General features: G+C 61.8%; 19 protein-coding genes. 8 read left to right on the forward strand and 11 right to left on the reverse strand.

Features of this window, described 5'->3' with window-relative positions:
• The first annotated feature begins 270 nt into the window (after positions 1 to 270).
• A complete protein-coding gene (locus B0G81_RS02460) occupies positions 271 to 2,043 on the forward strand; it encodes a phospholipase D-like domain-containing protein (RefSeq protein ID WP_134142971.1) in 1,773 nt (590 codons plus the stop codon).
• 37 nt (positions 2,044 to 2,080) lie between these two features.
• Here B0G81_RS02460 and B0G81_RS02465 read toward each other — a convergent pair whose 3' ends face one another.
• The 4 genes from B0G81_RS02465 to B0G81_RS02480 form a co-directional block, all read right to left on the reverse strand.
• Positions 2,081 to 2,782 (reverse strand): DNA alkylation repair protein, encoded by a 702-nt coding sequence (locus B0G81_RS02465; protein WP_134133321.1) that lies wholly within the window; start codon positions 2,780 to 2,782, stop codon positions 2,081 to 2,083.
• 285 nt (positions 2,783 to 3,067) lie between these two features.
• Complete coding sequence (locus B0G81_RS02470; protein WP_134133326.1) at positions 3,068 to 4,501, reverse strand: efflux transporter outer membrane subunit; 1,434 nt, start codon at positions 4,499 to 4,501, stop codon at positions 3,068 to 3,070.
• Entirely contained in the window at positions 4,498 to 7,695 is a 3,198-nt protein-coding gene (locus B0G81_RS02475; protein WP_134133330.1) for an efflux RND transporter permease subunit, read from the reverse strand. Before B0G81_RS02475 ends, B0G81_RS02470 begins: the two co-directional genes overlap by 4 nt.
• Positions 7,696 to 7,707: 12 nt before the next feature.
• Positions 7,708 to 8,937 carry an efflux RND transporter periplasmic adaptor subunit gene (locus B0G81_RS02480; RefSeq protein WP_134133335.1) on the reverse strand — a complete coding sequence of 410 codons (1,230 nt, stop codon included), beginning with the start codon at positions 8,935 to 8,937 and terminating at the stop codon, positions 7,708 to 7,710.
• A 360-nt stretch (positions 8,938 to 9,297) separates the two neighbouring features.
• Here B0G81_RS02480 and B0G81_RS02485 point away from each other — a divergent pair, with 360 nt between their 5' ends.
• Both B0G81_RS02485 and B0G81_RS02490 read left to right on the forward strand, forming a co-directional pair.
• A complete protein-coding gene (locus tag B0G81_RS02485; RefSeq protein WP_134133341.1) occupies positions 9,298 to 10,038 on the forward strand; it encodes a response regulator in 741 nt (246 codons plus the stop codon).
• On the forward strand, positions 10,022 to 11,269 hold the full coding sequence (locus B0G81_RS02490; protein ID WP_134133346.1) for an ATP-binding protein: 1,248 nt from the start codon (positions 10,022 to 10,024) through the stop codon (positions 11,267 to 11,269). Before B0G81_RS02485 ends, B0G81_RS02490 begins: the two co-directional genes overlap by 17 nt.
• 72 nt (positions 11,270 to 11,341) lie before the next feature.
• Here the strand turns inward: B0G81_RS02490 and B0G81_RS02495 are convergent, their stop codons facing one another.
• Positions 11,342 to 11,530: a hypothetical protein gene (locus B0G81_RS02495; protein ID WP_106281534.1), complete on the reverse strand. Its 189-nt coding sequence runs from the start codon at positions 11,528 to 11,530 to the stop codon at positions 11,342 to 11,344.
• A gap of 686 nt (positions 11,531 to 12,216) precedes the next feature.
• Complete coding sequence (locus B0G81_RS02500) at positions 12,217 to 12,468, reverse strand: hypothetical protein (protein WP_134133351.1); 252 nt, start codon at positions 12,466 to 12,468, stop codon at positions 12,217 to 12,219.
• 309 nt (positions 12,469 to 12,777) lie between these two features.
• Here B0G81_RS02500 and B0G81_RS02505 point away from each other — a divergent pair, with 309 nt between their 5' ends.
• Together B0G81_RS02505 and B0G81_RS02510 are read left to right on the forward strand one after the other, a co-directional pair.
• Complete coding sequence (locus tag B0G81_RS02505) at positions 12,778 to 13,053, forward strand: hypothetical protein (protein WP_106281530.1); 276 nt, start codon at positions 12,778 to 12,780, stop codon at positions 13,051 to 13,053.
• A gap of 43 nt (positions 13,054 to 13,096) precedes the next feature.
• Positions 13,097 to 13,453 (forward strand): superinfection immunity protein, encoded by a 357-nt coding sequence (locus tag B0G81_RS02510; protein WP_134133354.1) that lies wholly within the window; start codon positions 13,097 to 13,099, stop codon positions 13,451 to 13,453.
• A 64-nt stretch (positions 13,454 to 13,517) separates the two neighbouring features.
• Here the strand turns inward: B0G81_RS02510 and B0G81_RS02515 are convergent, their stop codons facing one another.
• The 3 genes from B0G81_RS02515 to B0G81_RS02525 form a co-directional block, all read right to left on the reverse strand.
• Complete coding sequence (locus B0G81_RS02515; protein ID WP_134133357.1) at positions 13,518 to 14,036, reverse strand: hypothetical protein; 519 nt, start codon at positions 14,034 to 14,036, stop codon at positions 13,518 to 13,520.
• 213 nt (positions 14,037 to 14,249) lie between these two features.
• Positions 14,250 to 14,729: a nuclear transport factor 2 family protein gene (locus B0G81_RS02520; protein ID WP_106281526.1), complete on the reverse strand. Its 480-nt coding sequence runs from the start codon at positions 14,727 to 14,729 to the stop codon at positions 14,250 to 14,252.
• 13 nt (positions 14,730 to 14,742) lie between these two features.
• On the reverse strand, positions 14,743 to 15,408 hold the full coding sequence (locus tag B0G81_RS02525; RefSeq protein ID WP_134133359.1) for a TetR/AcrR family transcriptional regulator: 666 nt from the start codon (positions 15,406 to 15,408) through the stop codon (positions 14,743 to 14,745).
• Positions 15,409 to 15,516: 108 nt separating this feature from the next.
• Here B0G81_RS02525 and B0G81_RS02530 point away from each other — a divergent pair, with 108 nt between their 5' ends.
• Positions 15,517 to 16,167, forward strand: a complete 651-nt coding sequence (locus tag B0G81_RS02530) for a YceI family protein (RefSeq protein ID WP_134133361.1) — start codon at positions 15,517 to 15,519, stop codon at positions 16,165 to 16,167.
• 90 nt (positions 16,168 to 16,257) lie between these two features.
• Here B0G81_RS02530 and tdh read toward each other — a convergent pair whose 3' ends face one another.
• Positions 16,258 to 17,289: an L-threonine 3-dehydrogenase gene (gene tdh, locus B0G81_RS02535; RefSeq protein WP_132383412.1), complete on the reverse strand. Its 1,032-nt coding sequence runs from the start codon at positions 17,287 to 17,289 to the stop codon at positions 16,258 to 16,260.
• A gap of 13 nt (positions 17,290 to 17,302) precedes the next feature.
• Positions 17,303 to 18,502 carry a glycine C-acetyltransferase gene (locus B0G81_RS02540; RefSeq protein ID WP_134133364.1) on the reverse strand — a complete coding sequence of 400 codons (1,200 nt, stop codon included), beginning with the start codon at positions 18,500 to 18,502 and terminating at the stop codon, positions 17,303 to 17,305.
• A gap of 149 nt (positions 18,503 to 18,651) precedes the next feature.
• On the opposite strand from B0G81_RS02540, the gene B0G81_RS02545 reads away from it, so the two are divergent.
• On the forward strand, positions 18,652 to 19,290 hold the full coding sequence (locus B0G81_RS02545; protein ID WP_134133367.1) for an XRE family transcriptional regulator: 639 nt from the start codon (positions 18,652 to 18,654) through the stop codon (positions 19,288 to 19,290).
• 104 nt (positions 19,291 to 19,394) lie between these two features.
• Positions 19,395 to 19,793 (forward strand): DUF2471 family protein, encoded by a 399-nt coding sequence (locus tag B0G81_RS02550; RefSeq protein ID WP_106281515.1) that lies wholly within the window; start codon positions 19,395 to 19,397, stop codon positions 19,791 to 19,793.
• Positions 19,794 to 19,840 lie beyond the last annotated feature (47 nt).

Raw genomic sequence — 19,840 nt, forward strand, 5'->3', positions numbered from 1 at the left:
GGGTCTGGCCTTCGCGCCAGCCCTCGTTGGGAGCAGCGCGTTTTATGCGAAATTTGGTCTGACTTGCAGCGCTGCGGAGTATTGCGCAGGCATGTTACTAAGCGATGACTGAAGACTTTTTTAACGCGTGTTCAACGCTCTAAATTAATGGCTAAAGTTTCCGCATAAAACGCCGTTAACCAGCGCCATTTTTTGATTTTTGTTCTTGTCACCATTTCAACAAACTGCGCATCCAGACTAAAGCTCCATTCGACATCATGGAGCCAAATGATGAATGTAAGCGTGCGCAGCTATCTGTCCCCGACACTCGTCCTGCTCGCTTTCGATTGGCCCGAAGGCGGCACGCGCGAAGACTTCCTGGGTTTCGCCATCAAACGGACGCCGGGCTTTCTCTCCGCCGACGGACACGAACGCGAAGCCAGCAGCTGGCTGCCCAACCGGCTGACCTTCAAAGGCGCGGTGCCTGACACGCAGAAAGACGCGCCCACGAATGAAGCGCCCATTCAGAAATTCATGTGGTGGGATGCGCGAATCGACGAAGCGGATCGGGAGAAGTCGTTCACGTATCTCGTCTATCCTGTGGTCGGCACGCCGGAGGCGCCGCAATTGCTCGACGCGCAGAAAGGCGAATGCAAGCTGACCCTGCCCGCGCATACGGAAGCGAACATCGGCTCGTGGTTCAACCGCGCCGTGGTCAGTTCGCAGGCATTCGCGCGCAAAGTCGCGGCGCTGCATCTGGCGCCGAATGCGGCGCCGTCGCCGGAGCAAGCGTTGCGCCTGCGCACATGGCTCGCGAACGATCTGCAGGAAGTCTTCGCGCTGACGCTTGGCCATGCGCATCGCGCGGCGTCGGCGGTGTATCACCTGACCGATCCGCTCTGGGCGATTCCCGCCTTCGAGGCCTTCGGCAAGAAGCAGGGCAAAGCATCGCTTGCCATCGTTTACGACTCGCACAAAGTCTCGCAGAAGGGCAAGCCGCCGGCGCCGTCGCCGAATCAGCCCGCAGTCGATCAACTCGCCGACGTCGCCACCTTCGCGCCGCGCGACAAGACGCACATCATGCATGACAAGTTCATCGTGGTGGACAACGGCAACGGCGAGGCGTCGCCGGCTCGGGTACTAACGGGCTCGGCCAACTTCACCACCGAAGGCATCACGGAGCAGGCCAACGTGCTCCATCTGTTCGATTCGCCGGAATTGGCCGCGCTGTATAGCGAACGCGCCAAGGCGCTCGCCGGCAATCCGAGCATTGCCGCGACGGCCAAGCTCACGCCGGGCTGGTCCGACTCGATTGCGATCGGCAGCGCGAAAGTGCGGGTCTGTTTTTCGCCGGAGGCAAACGACTCGCGTTTGCAGATCGACACGATCGTCGATGCCATCAACAACGCGAAACACTCGGTGGTGTTCTGCCTCTTCATGCCGACCGACGCGCCGCTGCGCGATGCCTGTTTCGCGGCCGCCGACAAAGGCCGGATGATGTTCGGCCTGGTCAACCACATCAGCCCGACGTCGGCGCAGGCAGCGGAGGAAGCGGAGAAGAACGGACAGATCGTCTCGACGACCGCGCTCGCCAACATGGAGTTGTATCACCGCGGCCGCGACAAGCACGACGTGATCGACGCGGAGTATTTTTCACCGGCGACCGTGCCGGCAGGCTTCGAACCCGAGTTACGCCTTTTTCCAGGTGAACACGCGCCGAGCTACGCGCCGGTCATCATTCACCACAAGTTTCTCGTCATCGATGCGGAGGGTCCGAATCCCATCGTATACACAGGCTCAGCAAATATGAGCAACAACTCGGAACATTTCAACGACGAGAACCTGCTGGAGATTCGCGACCGCCGCATCGCCGGCACGTATCTCGCGGAATTTCTACGGCTCTACGAACACTATCGGGCGCGCGCGTTGGCGATACGGCAAAAGAACGACGGCACGCACGAGCGATTGATGCTGGCGCCGGACGGGTCGTGGGCGAAGAAGTATTTCGTTGCGGACAGTCCGGAAGACAAAGCGCGTGTGGCGCTCGCGCACGGCGGCGATTAAACCGCTTGTGGGCGAATGCAAGGTGGTCGAAGCACCGTCAGCAAATCGGCGGAAGATGCTTCGACGCCTCGCGCAAGGTGAGCGGCGAGACGAGTTCGCGCGACGCCGATAAAAAATCGCTCACCGCCTTGGGCGCATGCCATGCGTAATCCCGCAGTGCCCAACCGATCGCCTTGCGGATAAAGAAGTCTTTTTCCGCAGCCAGCGAACGCGCGTAGCCGAACAGGCGATCTTCGTCGGTATGCCCGCGCCAGCCGAGTTGATGAATCATCGCGATGCGGCGCACCCACATGCATTCGTGCAGAAGCGCCGCATCCATTGCGGCCTGAACTTGCGCTTGCGGCGTCTGGATTCGCGCCGCTTTCAGCACGTGACCGACCACGGCCGCGAGCGGGTCGATCGAATCCCACCACGAAGCGTTCTGAGCGATGGTCAGCAAATGCGCGATGTCAGTGACGGCAAGTGTTTTCCAGTTGCGCGCCAGCAGATCGGTCGCGACGTACTGGTATTCGCGCGCCGGCATCGTCCATAAGCGATTGGCACACGCCAGCAAGTGATCGGCGTTCTCCACCGGCAGCCGCTTGAAAACCGGCGTTACCGCTTGGCGCCGCAGCGGCGTCGGCACACCGATAAAGTTGAACTGGTGACGCATATAGGCGCGCATGGCGAGCGCGCGCTCTGCGTCGGCGTGCAAGGCGAGCGCCGCCTTGATTTCCTTGACGAATGCGTTGGGCGTCATTGAGGAAAGTGCTCGACGTGACCTTCGCCGCGCCGGCCGACGTCGTGCTCGTGCTTCGCGCGCATGGTGATCTCCAGCAGGGTTGGACGTCCATTGAATGGAAGCGTCGAGTAGACGTGGACCGAATCGTAGTTTGCTGGGAAATGAGCGTCAAGGTCACGGAAAACACTGTTCAATGGTCCTGGACTTCTGCTCCCGAATTCCCTCACCTTTAGATTTAAAGTGCGCACACAGGTAGCGGTATTCTCACCTCGCCGGCTCCCGAATCTTCTCACCTGTACGCTTTCAGCCCTGCTCCCAACCTCCGCCCAAGACCTTGTACAAAGTCACGAGATTGGCTTGCCGCGACAGCGTATCCGTCGCGAGTTGCTGTTGCGCGGTGTAGAGCGTGCGCTGCGCATCGAGGAACGTGAGAAAGCTATCGGTGCCCGCCTTGTAACGCGCTTCGGCCAACGTGTAGTACCGCTGCGAGGACGCCACGTATTCGCGATCCGCCTGCACCTGATCGACATAAGTGGCGCGCGCCGTCAGCGCATTCGAAACCTCCTTGAACGCCGTCTGGATCGTGCTTTCATAGTCGGCGACCTCGATCTGCTTCTCGATCTTCGCGACATCGAGCGATGCCTTGTTGCTGCCGTAATCGAAGATCGGCATCGACACGCTCGGCGCAAACGCCCACGCTCCGGTGCCGGCCTTGAACAGGCCCGAGAGCGTCGAACTCGACGTGCCGGCCGTCGCGGTCAGCTCGATCTTCGGAAAAAACGCGGCGCGCGCGGCGCCGATGTTCGCATTCGCCGCTTTTAACGCGTGCTCCGCCTGCACGATGTCAGGACGACGGGTGAGCAGCAGCGACGGCACGCCCGCACCGATGTCGGTGAACATCGACTCGTCGTCGAATGAGCGGGCGGACGGCAGGTCATCGGGAATCGGCGCGCCGAGCACAGCGACCAGGTTGTTGCGATCCTGCGCGACAGCGCGACGGTAAGACGCAAGACTCGCCTTCGCGCTCGCCAACGAGTTCTCGGCCTGTTGCACGTCGAGCAGAGAAGAATTGCCCAACTCCTGGACGCGCTTCGTCACGTCGTAGGTCGACTGATCCGCCTTGACCGTGTCTTCGGTCAACTGCAACAGGCGTTCATCGGACAGCAAGGTCAGATAGTCGGTCGCCACCGTCGCGATCAGACTGATCCGCGTGCTTTGCCGCGATGCATCCGTTGCGAGATAGTTTTCCAGCGCCTGACGCTTCAGGCTTCGCAGGCGTCCAAAGAAATCGATTTCCCACGACGTCGTGCCGACGTTGAGGTCGCTGGCACTGCTCGTCACGCCTTGGGTGCGCTCACGAGTCAGGCTGCCGCTCGCGCTGATCGACGGTGCGAGCGCGGCACGCGTGATGCGGTATTGCGCCTCGTATTCGGCGACGTTCAACGCCGCCACGCGCAAGTCGCGGTTATTCGCGAGCGCGATTTCGATCAATCGTTGCAGGCGTTCGTCGCGAAAGAAACTACGCCATGCAGTATCGACGGCAAGCGGCGATGTGGCGGCCGTACCGCTCGCGCTGTTTGCAGCCGCCGCCGTGCTCGTGCTTTCGTAAGCATCGCCTTGCGGATACGCCACCGCCACCGGCGCTGCCGGCCGTTCATAGTGCGGATCGAGCGTGCAGCCCGCGAGCACGGCGAGCGCAAACGCCACTGCACCGGCACCGAGTTTGAGCCTCATCATTCAACACCTTCCTGTTGCTTGAGGTCGCCGTGTTCGCCGAACAGGCGTCGCACGACGACGAAGAACACCGGCACGAAGAAAATCGCGAGGAGCGTCGCGGCGATCATGCCGCCCATCACACCGGTGCCGATCGCATGACGGCTCGCCGAACCGGCGCCGCTGCTGATCACGAGCGGCAAGACGCCGAATATGAACGCGAGCGACGTCATCAGAATCGGCCGCAGCCGCAGCCTGGCGGCTTCGACGGTAGCCTCGATCAGTCCACGGCCCTGCGCTTGCAGATCCTTGGCGAATTCGACAATCAGGATCGCGTTCTTGGTGGACAGACCAATGGTCGCGAGCAGGCCGACCTTGAAGTAAATGTCGTCGGAGAGCCCGCGGATATGCGCGCCCAGCACCGCGCCGAGCACGCCGAGCGGCACCACCAGAATCACCGCGATCGGAATGGACCAGCTTTCGTACAGTCCGGCGAGACAGAGGAACACGACGACCAACGAGATCGCGTACAGATAGATCGCCTGAGAGCCGGCGATGCGCTCCTGGTACGATTGTCCAGTCCAGTCGATGCCGTAGCCCGCGGGCAGTTTCTTGACCAGCGCGTCGACGGCGTCCATTGCCTGGCCCGTGCTGGTATTCGCACCGGTTTGCGCGGTGATTTCCATCGCCAGCGTGCGGTTGAAGCGCTCGATCTGCGGCGGGCCAAAGGTCCACTTGCCGGTGGCGAAGGCGGAGAAGGGCACCATCTCGCCGTCGTACCCGCTGGTGGTTATGGTGCTCGTACTGCTCGTTGTGGTGGCCGTACTTGTGCTTGTGCTCGTCGAAGCGGTGCTTGACCGCACATACCATCGGCCGATGTCCGACGGCATCATCCGGTACGGCGCGTCGGCCTGCACGTAGACCTTTTGAATCCGCCCCGTATCGACATAGTTGTTCACATACGACGAGCCGAACGCGGTCTGCAACGTGTCGTTCACATCGGCAATGGAAAGCCCGAGCGCGCTTGCCTTCTCACGGTCGATGTCGACATGGAACTGCGGCGTGTCGTCGAGACCGCCGGGGCGCATGCCGGACAGCGCGCTGTCTTTGGCTGCGAGCGCGAGCAGTTGCTGGCGCGCGGCCATCAGCTTGTCGTGACCTTGGCCCGCGCGATCCTCCAGTTCGAAGTCGAGGCCGCTCTGCGTGCCGAGTTCCTGAATGGCTGGCGGATTGAGCGCGAAAATCTGCGCGTCGCGCGTGGCCGCGAAGTGCATGTTGGCGTGCTGGATCAGCGCCGCCGCCGAGCCGTCTTTGCCACGCCGGGTGCTCCAGTCCTTGAGCCGGACGAAGGTCAGCGCGTTGTTCTGTCCGGAGCCGTTGAAGCTGAAACCCGTCAGCGCAATGATCTTGTCGACCTGCGGACGCCCGAGATAATAAGCTTCGACCTTTTTCACGGTCTCCAGCGTCTGCGCGGCCGGCGTGCCGACGGGCGCGGAAATCGACGTGATGATGATCCCCTGATCCTCGTCCGGCAGGTACGACGACGGCAGCTTCATGAAGAGCAACGCCACGACGCCCGCGATCAAGACGTAGATCACCATGTAGCGCATCGGATTGCCGATCACACGCGAGACCGCCGAGTCGTAGCGATCGGTGCCGCGCGCAAGCACGCGGTTGAACCAGCCGAACACGCCACGCTTCGCGTGATGCTCGACGTCCGCGCGCCGCAGCAAGGTCGCGCACAGCGCCGGCGTAAGTGTGAGCGCGAGGAACACCGAGAGAAGCATCGCCGCGACGATCGTCACGGAGAACTGCCGGTAGATTGCGCCGGTCGAGCCCGAGAAGAAAGCCATCGGAATGAACACGGCGATCAAGACCGTCGTGATGCCGACCAGCGCGCCGGTGATCTGCTTCATCGCCTTGCGCGTGGCTTCGACGGGCGACAGTCCTTCTTCGGCGATCAACCGCTCGACGTTTTCGACGACCACGATGGCGTCGTCCACCAGCAGGCCGATCGCCAGCACGAGCCCGAACATCGACAGTACGTTGATCGAAAAGCCGACCGCCGACATCACCGCGAACGTGCCGAGCAAAGCGACCGGCACGACAATGGTCGGAATCAGCGTCGCGCGCAGGTTCTGCAAAAACACGTACATCACGACGAACACCAGCATGACCGCTTCGACCAGTGTCTTCACCACTTCTTCGATCGATATCTTCACGAACGGCGTGGTGTCGTATGGATAATCGACCACCACGTTGCGCGGCAACTGCCCGCTCAGTTCGTCGAGCTTCGCACGCACGGCCTTCGCCACGCTCATGGCATTCGCGCCGCTCGCGAGCTTGACCGCGAGCGATGCGGCCGGCTTGCCGTTCAGGCGCGAGTCCGTACTGTAGTCGTCGCCGCCCACCTCGACGCGCGCGACGTCCTTGAGCACGACCTTCGAGCCGTCGCTATTCACACGCAACAGAATCGCGCCGAACTGCGCGGGCGTAGTGAGCAGGCTCGACGCGGAAACCGTCGCGTTGATGGCCTGCGTTTTCGTGGAAGGCAAGCCGCCAATCTGGCCCACCGAGAGTTGCACGTTCTGATTCGTGATCGCGGTGGTCACGTCGGCCGTGGTCAGTCCGACTGCCTGCAACTTCACCGGGTCGAGCCAGATGCGCATGGCGTGTTGCGCGCCGAACAGCGTGACGTCGCCCACGCCGTCGATCTGCGTGAGCGGGTCCTCGATTTGCGTCGCGATGATATTGCCGAGATCGATGGAATTCATGCTGCCGTCCGTCGACGACAAGGACACGATCATCAGGAAAGCGTTGGCCGCTTTCGCGACCTGCACGCCTTGCTCCTGAACCGTCTCCGGCAGCGACGAACTGGCCTGCTCGACCTTGTTCTGCACCTGCACCTGAGCAATGTCCGCGTTGGTGCCCTGCTGAAATGTCAGCGTGATACGCGCTTGTCCCGACGAACTGCTGGTGGACGACATGTAGAGCAGATGGTCGATGCCGCTCAGCTTCTGCTCGATCACCTGCGTGACGGTAGTGGCGATCGTTTCCGCCGAAGCGCCGGGATAGGTCGCGGTGATCTGCACGGACACCGGCGCCACGCTCGGATACTGTTCGACCGGAAGCGTCTCGATGGAAGCGCCGCCAATCATCATGATGACAATGGCGATGACCCACGCGAGAATCGGTCGGTTGATAAAAAATCCTGCCATGAGAATCTCGCTTTAACTATGTGCTGCCGACGTGTTGTCCGCGGTGGCGGGCGTACCCGATTTGCCCGATGTGCCGGGACTTTCGACCGGCTTGACGAGCGCGCCCGCGCGCGCGTTCTGCGAGCCCGCGACGATCACGCGATCGCCCGCCTTGAGGCCGCTCGTGACGAGCCAGTCGCTGCCTGATGCGGTGTCGGCGGTCACGGCGGTTTGCGCGACCTTGTTGTCGGCGCCGACGGTGAGCACGCTGGCCGAGCCGTCCGACGCACGCGAAACCGCGAGTTGCGGCACCGTGATCGCCTGCTGATTCACGCCTTCTTCGAGCCGCGCGCGCACGAACATGCCGGGCAGCAACACGCCGTCGGGATTCGGAAACACGCAGCGCAAGGTCACCGAACCGGTGGTGGCGTCGACGGTGATATCGGAGAACAACAGCTTGCCGGGTCGCGCATAGGTGCTGCCGTCTTCCATCACCAGATGAACGACGGCGCCGTCCGTACCCGACTGCTGCAATTGCCCGCTCGCGAATTCCTTCTGCAAGCGCAGCCAGTCCGCGGAAGAGCGCGTGACGTCGAGATACATTTCCGTGGTTGCTTGCACGGTTGCGAGCGCGGTGGTCTGTTCGGCAGTCACGAGCGCGCCTTCGGTCACGCTCGATTTGCCGATGCGGCCCGCAATCGGCGCCACCACCTTCGTGTAGCCGAGGTTGATCGCCGCGGTCTTTAACGCGGCGCGATCGGCGACCACGTCGGCTTTTGCTTCGTCCAATGCGGCGACGGCGTCGTCGTAGTCCTGGCGGCTCACGCCCTGGATCTTCGAGAGGTCGGCATAGCGCGCGGCCTTGGTCTGCGCAGCGCTGGCCGTCGCCACTGCTTTGGCCAGCGTGCCGACTGCCTGGTCATAAGTGGCTTGATAACTGGACGCGTCGATCTGATACAGCACGGCGCCGGCCGCGACTTGCGAGCCCTCGGTGAACAGGCGCTTTCTGACGATGCCTTCAACCTGCGGCCTGACTTCGGCGACGCGAATCGCCGAGAGCCGCCCGGACAATTCCGTGCTCGACACGACGGCATGCGGCGTGATCGTTTCTACGCTGACTTCGGGAACCGACTGCATCGGCCCGTGAGACGCCTGTTCGCCGCAACCCGATAACACGAACGTGGCAGCGGCAACGGCCGCGGCAAGAAGCGTGAACGCCGGCGCGCGCCGCAACGGTTCGACCGCGATGGAGAGAGTGGGCATGCTGTGAGCATCCTTCGACTGGATTCGACCAAGGGCCGCCCGGCATGCGCCGTTCGCTCGCGAAGAGCCCACGCAGCGCCGCGCCGGCGGCAAGATGGGGCCCAGCATAGAGAGCAGCGTCTTACGGCGGCTTAGAAAGGGATTACGACGTGTAACGCGGCGAGGAGTCATCGCGTGGAGGGGCGTGAAGGGACGCGATAGTTCGCGCGGGCCACTCGAACTGGCGCCGCTGCCGTAATAAACTGTAAGCACGGTTAAGAACCCGAAACCGCCGACGCCGCGCAATTCGATATATTTCGACGAACGACAGGCGCGCGCAAACGCCGTCAGTCAAATGTCCTCATCGATCAGGGCCCAGCCATGTCAGACACGCCCATCCAGGTTTTACTGGTCGACGACGACGCCGACCTCCGCGACCTGCTCCGAACCTTCTTCCAGCAACGCGGCATCGAGATGTCCGTGCTGCACGACGCCAATCATCTGGCTCGCCGGCTCGAACGCGAGCGGCCGTCCATCATCGTGCTCGATCTGATGATGCCGGGCATCGACGGACTCAGCGCTCTCAAGCAATTGCGCGCCAACGGCGACACGATTCCCGTGATCATGCTGACCGCGCGCGCCGACGACGTGGATCGCGTGGTCGGTCTCGAACTCGGCGCCGACGACTATCTCGGCAAACCGTTCATGCCGCAGGAATTGCTCGCACGCATTCATGCCGTGCTGCGCCGGCATGCGCAACCGGCGCCTGCCGCGACGACGCCGGTCGAGAAGCGCGAGGCGCTGCGCTTCGGCCGCTTCCGGCTCGATTTCGCGAGCCGTACGCTGTTTCGCGACGACGAGCCGCTCAAGCTGACCGGCAGTGAATATGCGTTGCTTGAAGTGCTCGCCCTGCATCCCATGGAAACACTGTCGCGCTCGAAGCTCGTCGATCTGCTGCACAGCCCGTATTCGGAAGTGACCGAACGCGGTATCGACGTGCCGGTGTGGCGCCTGCGCCGTCTGCTCGAAGAGGATCCGGCCAATCCGCGCCTGATTCAGACCATACGCGGCACCGGCTACATGTTCGTGCCTGGCGGCAGTGACGATGACCAATCCCTTTAACACACTGTTCGGCCGGCTCTCCTTGATGACGGTGAGCCTGATCGTGCTGGTGCACATCACTGCCCTGCTGCTCGTGGACCGTGAGCGCGGGCAGATCGATACGAGTCATGCGCGGCAGGCGCTGCTTCTGGCTGTCCAGGCCGAACACGACGGCGCACTGGCCGCGTCGCACGTTTCGGCGATACTCGGCGTGTCGTATGTCAAGGCGGGCGACGCAATCGCGGCAGGCTGTCCCGCGCCATGCGAGAACACGTCGGGTCCATTCGAACGGGACCTGCGCGCGAAGTTGCCGCCGGGCAGCCAGGTAGTGGCCGACGCCGATGACGGCACGGTGTGGGTGCACTACGCGGGCTACTCGGACTGGCTCAAACTGCAGAATTCGATGCTGCCGCCACGGCGCTTTCTCGGCGCATCGGCGACCATGCTGGTGCTTGCCGTGATCATCGCGTTGGTGGGCGCCTGGCATTTGCAGCGGCCATTGCATCGGCTTGCGCTTGCGGCGCGTGAATTCCGCATCGGCCATCGCGCGCCGGTCGTCGAGGCGAGCGGTCCGCGCGAGTTGAAGGAATTGATCGGCGACTTCAATCAGATGGTGCATGAGCTTGCGCAGGCCGACCAGGAACGCGCGGTGATGCTGGCCGGCGTGGCGCACGATCTGCGCGCGCCGATCACGCGCATGCAGGTGCGCGCGGATCTTTTGCCCGACGAGGCGAACCGTCGCGGCTTTTTGCGCGACGCGGAGTCGTTGTCGCGCATCGTCACGCAGTTTCTGGATTTTGCGCGCGAGACCGCGGACACGTCGCCGCGCACCAATGTCGACGCGCATTGCCGCCGGCATTACGGCGACAGTCTCGCCGACGATGCACTCGTGCGTCTGAATCTGCACGCCGGCGACGGCTTCGAGTTGCCGCTCGTCGACCTGGACCGGATTCTGACGAACCTGATCGAGAACGCACTCACCTATGGTGAACCGCCGGTGGAAATCTCGACGTCGCGGCATAACGGCCGCTTCACGCTAGAGGTGCGCGATCACGGCGGCGGCATTCCCGGCGGTCAGCTCGACCGCGCGCTGCAGCCCTTCGTGCGACTCGACGAAGCACGTAGCGGCGATGCGCATTGTGGCTTGGGCCTCGCGATCGTTCGGCGTCTGGTGCGCTATAACAGCGGCGCTTTTCATGCGGATAATGCGGCCGACGGCGGGTTCGTGGTGTCGATGACGTTTCCGGCGTAGTTGCTCTCGTGATTGCGTAGATAAGCTGTTCGCACGGTTGCCGCGCGTGAACTCACGCGCGGCGTGTATCGGTCAGGATTGAACGACGTTGCCGGGAACGACGATCGCACCGTGAGGCCCATCGCCCCCACCGGGGCCACCGCCGCCGGGACCACCGTGACCCGGACCGCCGCCGCCCCAACCCGGAGGCGGTCCCCACCAGCATCCGCTCAAGGTTGCGCTCAAGGCGGCTAGCGTCGCAATTGCCAATAACTTCTTCATGCTTTCTCCCTTCGATAAGTGTCTATGGTCACGTCACGTCGTCGTCCGTATCTGGAGTGGCGACGTTGCGTGTCATGCGCAACTTATCAACCGGCGAAAGATCATGTTTTACGAAGCCGTTACAAGCTCGGTGGTGAATGGCGCTTGCAGCGAAACTCGTGAGCGCGTGTGTGGCCCGATGGCGCAGGCGACGTGACTTTTTGCAGCGTTGCGCGGGCGAGCTGATGCGTTCACGCTTTGTTTGTATATGGAAGAGGATGTAAGCAGATGGGCGGCGCCGGCACTGCGTCGATGCCCTTCGAGGTGAGGTGCTTGGGCGCTTGATGCTTCACCGTCGGCGCTATGAATTGAACTCCCTGGAAATCCTCACCTTATTTTCGGTGCGAATTCAACGCGGCGATGACTCACCTCCTGGAATCGCTCACCTTTGCCGGGTTGTGTCATGGAACGGCTCAGCTAGACGTCTTTTGTTTCTGACTAAGGTGCGGCTCCCGCTCCTGGGACTGCTCACCTCTCAGCAAATTTGAACTGTCTGTCTCCTGGAAAGCTTCACCGTTGAACGTAATGAAGTGACCTCCTGGAATTCCTCACCTTTGATCGTGGTGGTGCCGTCTCCTGGAATTCCTCACCATTCACCGGTGTGGCGCTATCTCCTGGAAATCCTCACCATCCTGGAACGGCTCACCTCAACGAGCGACCCTATCGGCAAGCCAGACGACTGTTTTTTTTGCGGCGTCGAGTGCTTCTTCCTTCGAAGCAAACACGGCACCCGAATAGTATTGGACCGGCGTCCAGGCTCCGCCGTCTTCAACATCGCGGCGAAACTCTTCAAATCCGTAGGTGCTGTCTGAACGCAGGAACAGATCCACGCACCGGTTGTGCTCATCGTTTTCGATGCTGTCGAACACCAGCGAAGACTTGTCGATACGTGATGACATTTCGAATCTCCACTCGCAGACCGGATTCACACTTGTCGTTGTCACGACTTACCCGTCGGGATGCTATCACCGCAGGCGACTCCCTGTTTTCGGCCACTCGCAAACTATTCGTAATCGGCTTTTTAAGTGCCGGGATGCCCGGAATCCCGGCATGGGCCGCGTCTCGTCCCATTGTTCGGTTTGTAGCAACTGTGATTTCAACCTATCGGCATAGAAAAAAGATAGGCGCCGACTAGACTGCATCTTGTCAGCAGCGCGCGTCTCACCCCGATTCGCGGTGCTCCTAAAAAATCGCATTGGAGGTTCATCATGAAAAGCAAACTTCTCGCAGCCTTGCTCGTCGCAGCCACCACCGCTTTCGCTGCTCCCGCATTTGCCAGCGGCTACGGCCCGGCACCTTCGTATCGTCCGTCGGTCGGCGCCCCCGCTTCGCAGCGTGGCCAAAGCGCGCAAACCGTCGCAGCAGAACGCAACGACGCAGTCGGTTCAGTCAATAGTTCGTACGGTGGCGTCGTAACGTCGTCCTCGGAATCCGGCAGCCGTCAACCGGACCAGTCGTTTGGTCGCGTGTACGCAGGTCACTAATCTGGAAGTCGTGTGCGCGCCAAGGCTGTAACGAGGTCTCGAAATGTTGAAGATTATCGAAAGTGCAGCGGTTCTGGGTGCGCTGATGCTCTATCTGGTGCCCGCAATGATTGCGGACGCCAGAGAACGGAAAGACGCCTTTGCGGTGACCATGGTGAACATCCTGCTCGGATGGACGGTGATCGGTTGGTTCGCGGCGCTGATCTGGGCGCGGCATCCAGTGAGCGATCGCCGTCTGAAGCACTTCGCGATGCGGGCGCAACGCGCGGTCGCGCGAATCACCATCGATACGATCGTCGCTCGCGCTGAATGCCGTGGTAGTTCGATCCCGGCGTTCAATCCGCGTGTTGTGCCGATCGTTGCGCGCATTGCGGCGCGCAGTAGTCGGCGGAAGATTTAGCTTGGGCTGCCGGTTGCGTGGCGTCTTCGGATGACTGTAAGCTATCGCGGTATCGATAGTTCCGTTAAAACTTCACCTTCAACTGAAAGCCGATCGTGAACGGAAGATCATCTGACGGAATTGGCGGAATCACAATGAAGTTCGCGCCCACGCGCTTGTACTCGACCATGACGATAGGCGCGACCACCGGCCCGATCGTATGGTCGCGGCCCAGGCCCCAGTTGCCATAGTTATAGCCCGAGATAATCCCGCCGATGGCCGCGATCCGCACAATGCCCCAGTGCGCGAATTCCGGCGCCCATACCCCGCCACCGTAATACGAAGGCCGGCGCAACGAGTTGCGAAAGCCGCCGGCAGTCAACGCCCATTGGTTATTGAGCCAGCATTCGACGCCGAGGCCCGGGTTGAACTGCTCGAAGTGCGTGTTCGGGTCGGGGTTGATGTGATACGAACCGAGCATGGCGTCGACCCATATGCCGCCCTCGCACCAGTCGCCGGCATGCGCGGCGGTGGCAGCGGCGAAGCTGGCAAGGAGCGCTACTGCGGTACGTCGAATGTTCTTGTTGATCTGCCGAAAATGCATGTCCTCTCCGCCACCGGTCGAGCGCCGGCGTCATCTATGTTCTGGGTATGCCTGCTTGCTATCCGTCGCGCACTGTACCTCAAGCCGCACACACGATGTTGAGGACACGCTCGGGCGCGCGGGCACAAGACATGCCCGGTAGCGCAGACACAACAGTAACGGAGAACCGATGGCAGAGCGGTGAACGCGCCTCACGCGTTCACCCGCGGAAGGTCAAAGACCGAGATCGGACAGGCTCGGATGGTCGTCAGGGCGGCGGCCGAGCGGCCAGTGATAAAGACGGTCGGCTTCGCGAATCGGCATATCGTTGATGCTCGCGTGACGGCGCGCCATCAGTCCATGCTCGTCGAATTCCCAGTTCTCGTTGCCGTACGAGCGGAACCAGTTGTTCGAATCGTCGTGCCATTCATAGGCAAAACGCACGGCGATGCGGTTATCGGTGAATGCCCACAGTTCCTTGATCAAACGGTAATCGAGTTCTCTCGCCCACTTGCGGCGCAACAAGCCGACAATCTCCGCGCGACCATTCGTGAATTCGGCGCGGTTGCGCCATACGCTATCCACCGTGTAGGCGAGCGACACGCGCTCGGGGTCGCGGGTATTCCAGCCGTCTTCGGCGGCACGCACTTTCTGGATCGCGGTTTCGCGTGTGAAGGGCGGCAGAGGCGGGCGGGTTTCAATCGAGTCGGCCATGATGGTTCCTCAGTCAGGTTGCGGTTCGCCGGGACGGCGGTCGTTTGATTGGCGGTATGCCTGGCTCGTCCGCGCACTCCGCGTCGAGCAGGACTTGGGCTGCGGTCTGCGCGTCGAGGGCGGCATCGGGCTCGCCGCTCACCAAAGCCACGGCAATGGCGCCGTCGAGCAGGATCAGCCATTGACGCGACAGGCGCGCCGCGCGGCGGGTGTCGATATCCGACTCCGCCGCGAATGCATCGCATTCGGTTCGCACGAACGCCAGCAGGCGTTCCTTGTGATGGCGCGCGACGACCCGGATCGGGTCGTCCGCGGAGGCAATCTCACCGGACGCGTTCAGAAACGCGCAACCGTGAAAATCCTCCGATGCAAACCATTCGCGCAGCACTTCGAACATGCCGAGCAGGCGTTTCTTCGCCGTCTTGCCATGCCGCTGCGTGCCCGCGATAAACCAGTTCATCCAGCGTTCGTCGCGCCGGTCGAGTGCGGCCGCAACGAGCGCATCTTTCGATTCGAAATGCGTGTAAAAGCTTTTGCGCGCCGTGCCGGACTGTTTGACGATGGCGTCCACGCCCGTTGCGTGAATGCCGCCGGCGTAGATCAGCGCCTCAGCCGCGTCCAGCAGCCGCTCGCGCGCGCTGCCGGGAGTGACTGATTCAATGTGTGTTTCGGTAGCCATGGACGAAGGGTAGAACGATCATTCTCCTTCGTCAAGCCTTTTGCGTTTTTGCAGGCAGGACGCGCGAACTGCTATCTTGTGCACGATCGGTCAACGGGAACCAACTTCATGAGCACACTGACTCTCCGCGCCACGTTAGCGCGCGCCTTGCTCAGCGCAACGCTATTGACGGCGGTGGCCTGCACGCCTGTGCAAGTGCTTACGCACACGGTCAGCCAGAACGAAACGCGCGTGCCGCCCGGCCGCTACGAAATCGATCCGGATCACTGCAGCATTACCTTCGACATCGATCACTTCAAGTATTCACGCTTCACGGCGCGCTTCGATCGCAAGAAGGGAGAACTCGACTGGAACGAAGGCGGTCTCGACAAGAGCACGGCATCGGTGACAATCGACGCGGCGAGCATCGATACGAATGTGCCGTTGCTGGACAAGATGGTGAAGAGCGCAAACATGCTCGACGTGGAGCGCTATCCGGAGATTCGCTTCGTCAGCACGCGTTTTGAGCGCACGGGCGAATCGCGCGGCACGTTGACTGGCGATCTGACGATTCGCGGCGTCACGCAACCGGTCACGCTCGACGTCACCTTCAACGGTTTTGCCCCCGATCCGCTCACGAAAAAAGACACGCTCGGCTTTTCCGCCGAGGGTCATTTCAGCCGCGCGAAGTTCGGTTTGGCAACGTGGTATCCGGCCGTCGGCGATGATATTCATGTGCGTATTCAGGCCGAGTTCGTCAAAACGCCCGCAGGCGGGTGAGCGCGGTGCGGGCGTTTTGAACCAGGCGTTTTGCGCTGCGCGCGCGCTGCTACGATAGCGCGCGTCAAAGCAGGTTCACCACGTGTTAACTCACGCGGCCGTCCAGTCGAGAATGACCTTGCCACTTTCGCCTGAGAGCATCGTGGCGAACGCTTCCTGATAGTCGTCGACCTTGAAATGGTGCGTGAGGATCGGCGAGAGATCCAGGCCGCTTTGCAGCATCGCGACCATCTTGTACCAGGTCTCGAACATCTCGCGCCCATAAATGCCCTTGATTTCGAGGCCTTTGAAGATCACCTGGGTCCAGTCGATCGCGGTCTGGGCGGGCGGAATACCGAGCAGCGCAATCTTGCCGCCGTGGTTCATTGCTTCGAGCATGCCGGTGAACGCGCTCGGCACACCTGACATTTCCAGCCCGACGTCGAAACCTTCGGTCATGTGCAGATCCGCCATCACGTCGCGCAACGATTCGCGCGAGACATTGACCGCGCGCGTCGCGCCCATCTTGCGCGCGAGTTCGAGGCGATAGTCGTTGACGTCGGTGATCACGACATTGCGCGCGCCCACGTGTTTCGCGATCGCCACCGCCATGATGCCGATGGGTCCGGCGCCGGTAATCAGCACGTCTTCGCCGACCAGATTGAACGACAGCGCAGTGTGCGTGGCGTTGCCGAACGGATCGAAAATCGCGGCGAGGTCGTCGGAAATCTCCGGCGGAATCTTGAAGGCGTTGAAGGCCGGAATCACCAGATACTCGGCAAACGCGCCTTCGCGATTCACGCCGACGCCCACCGTATTGCGGCACAAATGCCGGCGGCCCGCGCGACAATTGCGGCAGAAACCGCAGGTGATATGTCCTTCGCCCGACACGCGATCGCCGATCGCAAAGCCACGCACTTCCTGGCCCATTTCGACGATTTCACCTACGTATTCGTGGCCGACATGCATCGGCACGGGAATCGTTTTTTGCGCCCAGTCGTCCCATTTCCAGATGTGAATATCGGTGCCGCAAATCGCCGTGCGCGTGATGCGGATCATCACGTCGTTGTGGCCGACTTCGGGTTTCTTGACGTCCGTGAGCGTGAGGCCGGGAGCGCGTTCGAGTTTTGCCAATGCTTTCATGTGCGCCTCCGTATTAAATGACGCCGAGTTCGCGGCCGACGCGCGCGAATGCATCCACCGCGCGGTCGATCTGTTCGGGCGTATGGGCGGCGCTCATCTGCGTGCGAATGCGCGCGCGGCCCTTCGGCACGACCGGGAACGAGAAGCCGATCACGTACACGCCTTCTTTCAACAGTGCGTCGGCCATTTTCGAAGCAAGTTGCGCGTCGCCGAGCATGACCGGAATGATCGGATGTTCGCCGGGCACGAGCGTAAAGCCGAGCGCGCTCATTTTGCTGCGGAAGTGCGCGCCGTTTTCGCGCACACGTGCGCGCAGTTGCGCGCCTTTTTCGCTCGCCAGCAGTTCGAGCACTTTCAGCGAAGCGGCGGCGATGCTCGGTGTCAGCGTGTTCGAGAACAGATAGGGACGCGAGCGCTGCCGCAGCAACTCCACGATCTCCTTGCGCGCGGCCACGTAGCCGCCCGATGCGCCGCCGAGCGCTTTACCCAGCGTGCCGGTAATGATGTCGACGCGCGACAGCACGCCGCAATGTTCCGGCGTGCCTCGCCCATGTTCGCCGACAAAACCCACCGCGTGCGAATCGTCGACCATGACGAGCGCGCCGTAACGGTCAGCCAGATCGCAGATGCCGGCGAGATTGGCGATGATGCCGTCCATGGAGAACACGCCGTCGGTCGCGATCAGTGTGAAGCGTGCGCCCGCGGCCTTCGCTTCGATCAGTTTCGCTTCGAGATCGGCGAGATCGTTGTTCTTGTAGCGAAAGCGCTTCGCCTTCGAGAGCCGCACGCCGTCGATGATGCTCGCGTGGTTCAGTTCGTCGCTGATGATGGCGTCGTTTTCGTCGAGCAAGGTTTCGAACAGACCGCCGTTTGCATCGAAGCAACTGGAGTAGAGGATGCAGTCGTCGGTTTGCAGAAACGCGGCGAGCGCGTGTTCCAGATCTTTATGCACGGTTTGCGTGCCGCAGATGAAACGCACGGACGCCATGCCGAAGCCGTCGTTGTCGAGGCCTTGCTTGGCGGCATCGATCAGCCGCGCGTCGCCGGCGAGGCCGAGGTAATTGTTCGCGCAGAAGTTCAGCACGTCGGTGCCGTTAGCCAAACGAATGTCAGCCGATTGCGGGCTGGCGATCACGCGCTCGTTCTTGTAAAAGCCGTCGGCGCGAATCTGCTCGAGGGTGCCGCGCAGATGGGCGAGGTAAAGGTCACGCATGAACCAGACTCCTGAAATGGGTGATGGCGCCTGTGTCAGCGTGTTCGGCATGTGCGACCACGAGGCGGCCTGTTATAGTCGGCTGTCAGTTTTATCGGATATTTTCGTTTTTCCGAACTAAAATCCGGTATGTCGAACAACTCTAAACGATGGGTCAGGAAATGGCAAGTTCGGGTATCCGCCGCGCGGCAGCCAACGCGGCGCCCACTTCAGGCGTAACGTCCGTGCCGGCAGTCGCGGCGCCGCCGCGCGTCGGCGAACAGATTCAGCGTTTGCGCGCCGAACGGCGCATGACGCTCGACGATCTGTCGCGCGCGGCCGGCGTGTCGAAATCGATGCTCTCGGAAATCGAGCGCGACAAGGCCAATCCGACCATTGCGGTAGCGTGGCGTCTGACCAATGCGCTGGGCGTGAGCCTGGATTCGCTGTTTGCGCCGCAAAAGACGCCGGAAGCGATCGCCGTCTCCGGTCCGCACGAGATTCCCACGTTGAGCGGACACGACGCCAAGTATCAGTTGCGCGTCTGGGGGCCGATCGAGCTGGCCGGCAAGTTCGAATGGTACGAGTTGACGCTGCAGCCGGGCGGGGCGCTGGTGTCGAACGCGCACGAACCCGGCACGCGCGAGCATCTGACCGTGCTGCAAGGGTCAGTCGAAATCGAGGCGGCAGGCGCAACGAAGCGGCTGAAGTCAGCGGACACCGCGCGCTATGTCGCCGATGAGCCGCACGCGATCCGCAACGCCGGAAAGGGCGAGGCGAAGGCGCTGCTGGTGGTGATTCACGGCTGATTTTCGGCGCACCGTGGCTAGCAGTTGGCGGAATCGACACTCCGGCTGAGGTTGCATCCAACACTGTATATTTGTACAGTATAGGGTATCGACTGGAGCCGATCATGAACAACCTGACAACCGACTCGACCGACCATGCTCTGGCCGCGCTGCGCTATCAAACCGCGGCGCGCGATCTCGAACGCATTGTGCGCAATATCGCTGCGCGCTACATCGTTCAGGAGGTACCGCTCAGCTGGCGTCTGCTGCATGCCATCGAAGCCGAAGCGCTGGCTGACCTCGGCTTCGCCAGCCGGCACGACGCAGTCATGCTGGGCCTTTTTCAACGTCCGTCCGATCTGCCGTACCCCGAAACGGACGAGGCGGTGGATTTCGGTACGTCCACGGCACTGCCGGCGGTGTTCGCCTTCGCGGTCAGTGCTTATGAGGAAGCGGCACGTCGCGCTGCGCAGCCGTCGTCGGAGAACGCGCCTCTCAAACATGCACGCGCCTGGGGCGACTGACCGACGGCTGCATTTCCATCGGTTGCCACCTACAATGTGTGCAACTA

The sequence above is a fragment of the Paraburkholderia sp. BL6665CI2N2 genome, from assembly GCF_004366535.1.
Lineage (GTDB): Bacteria > Pseudomonadota > Gammaproteobacteria > Burkholderiales > Burkholderiaceae > Paraburkholderia.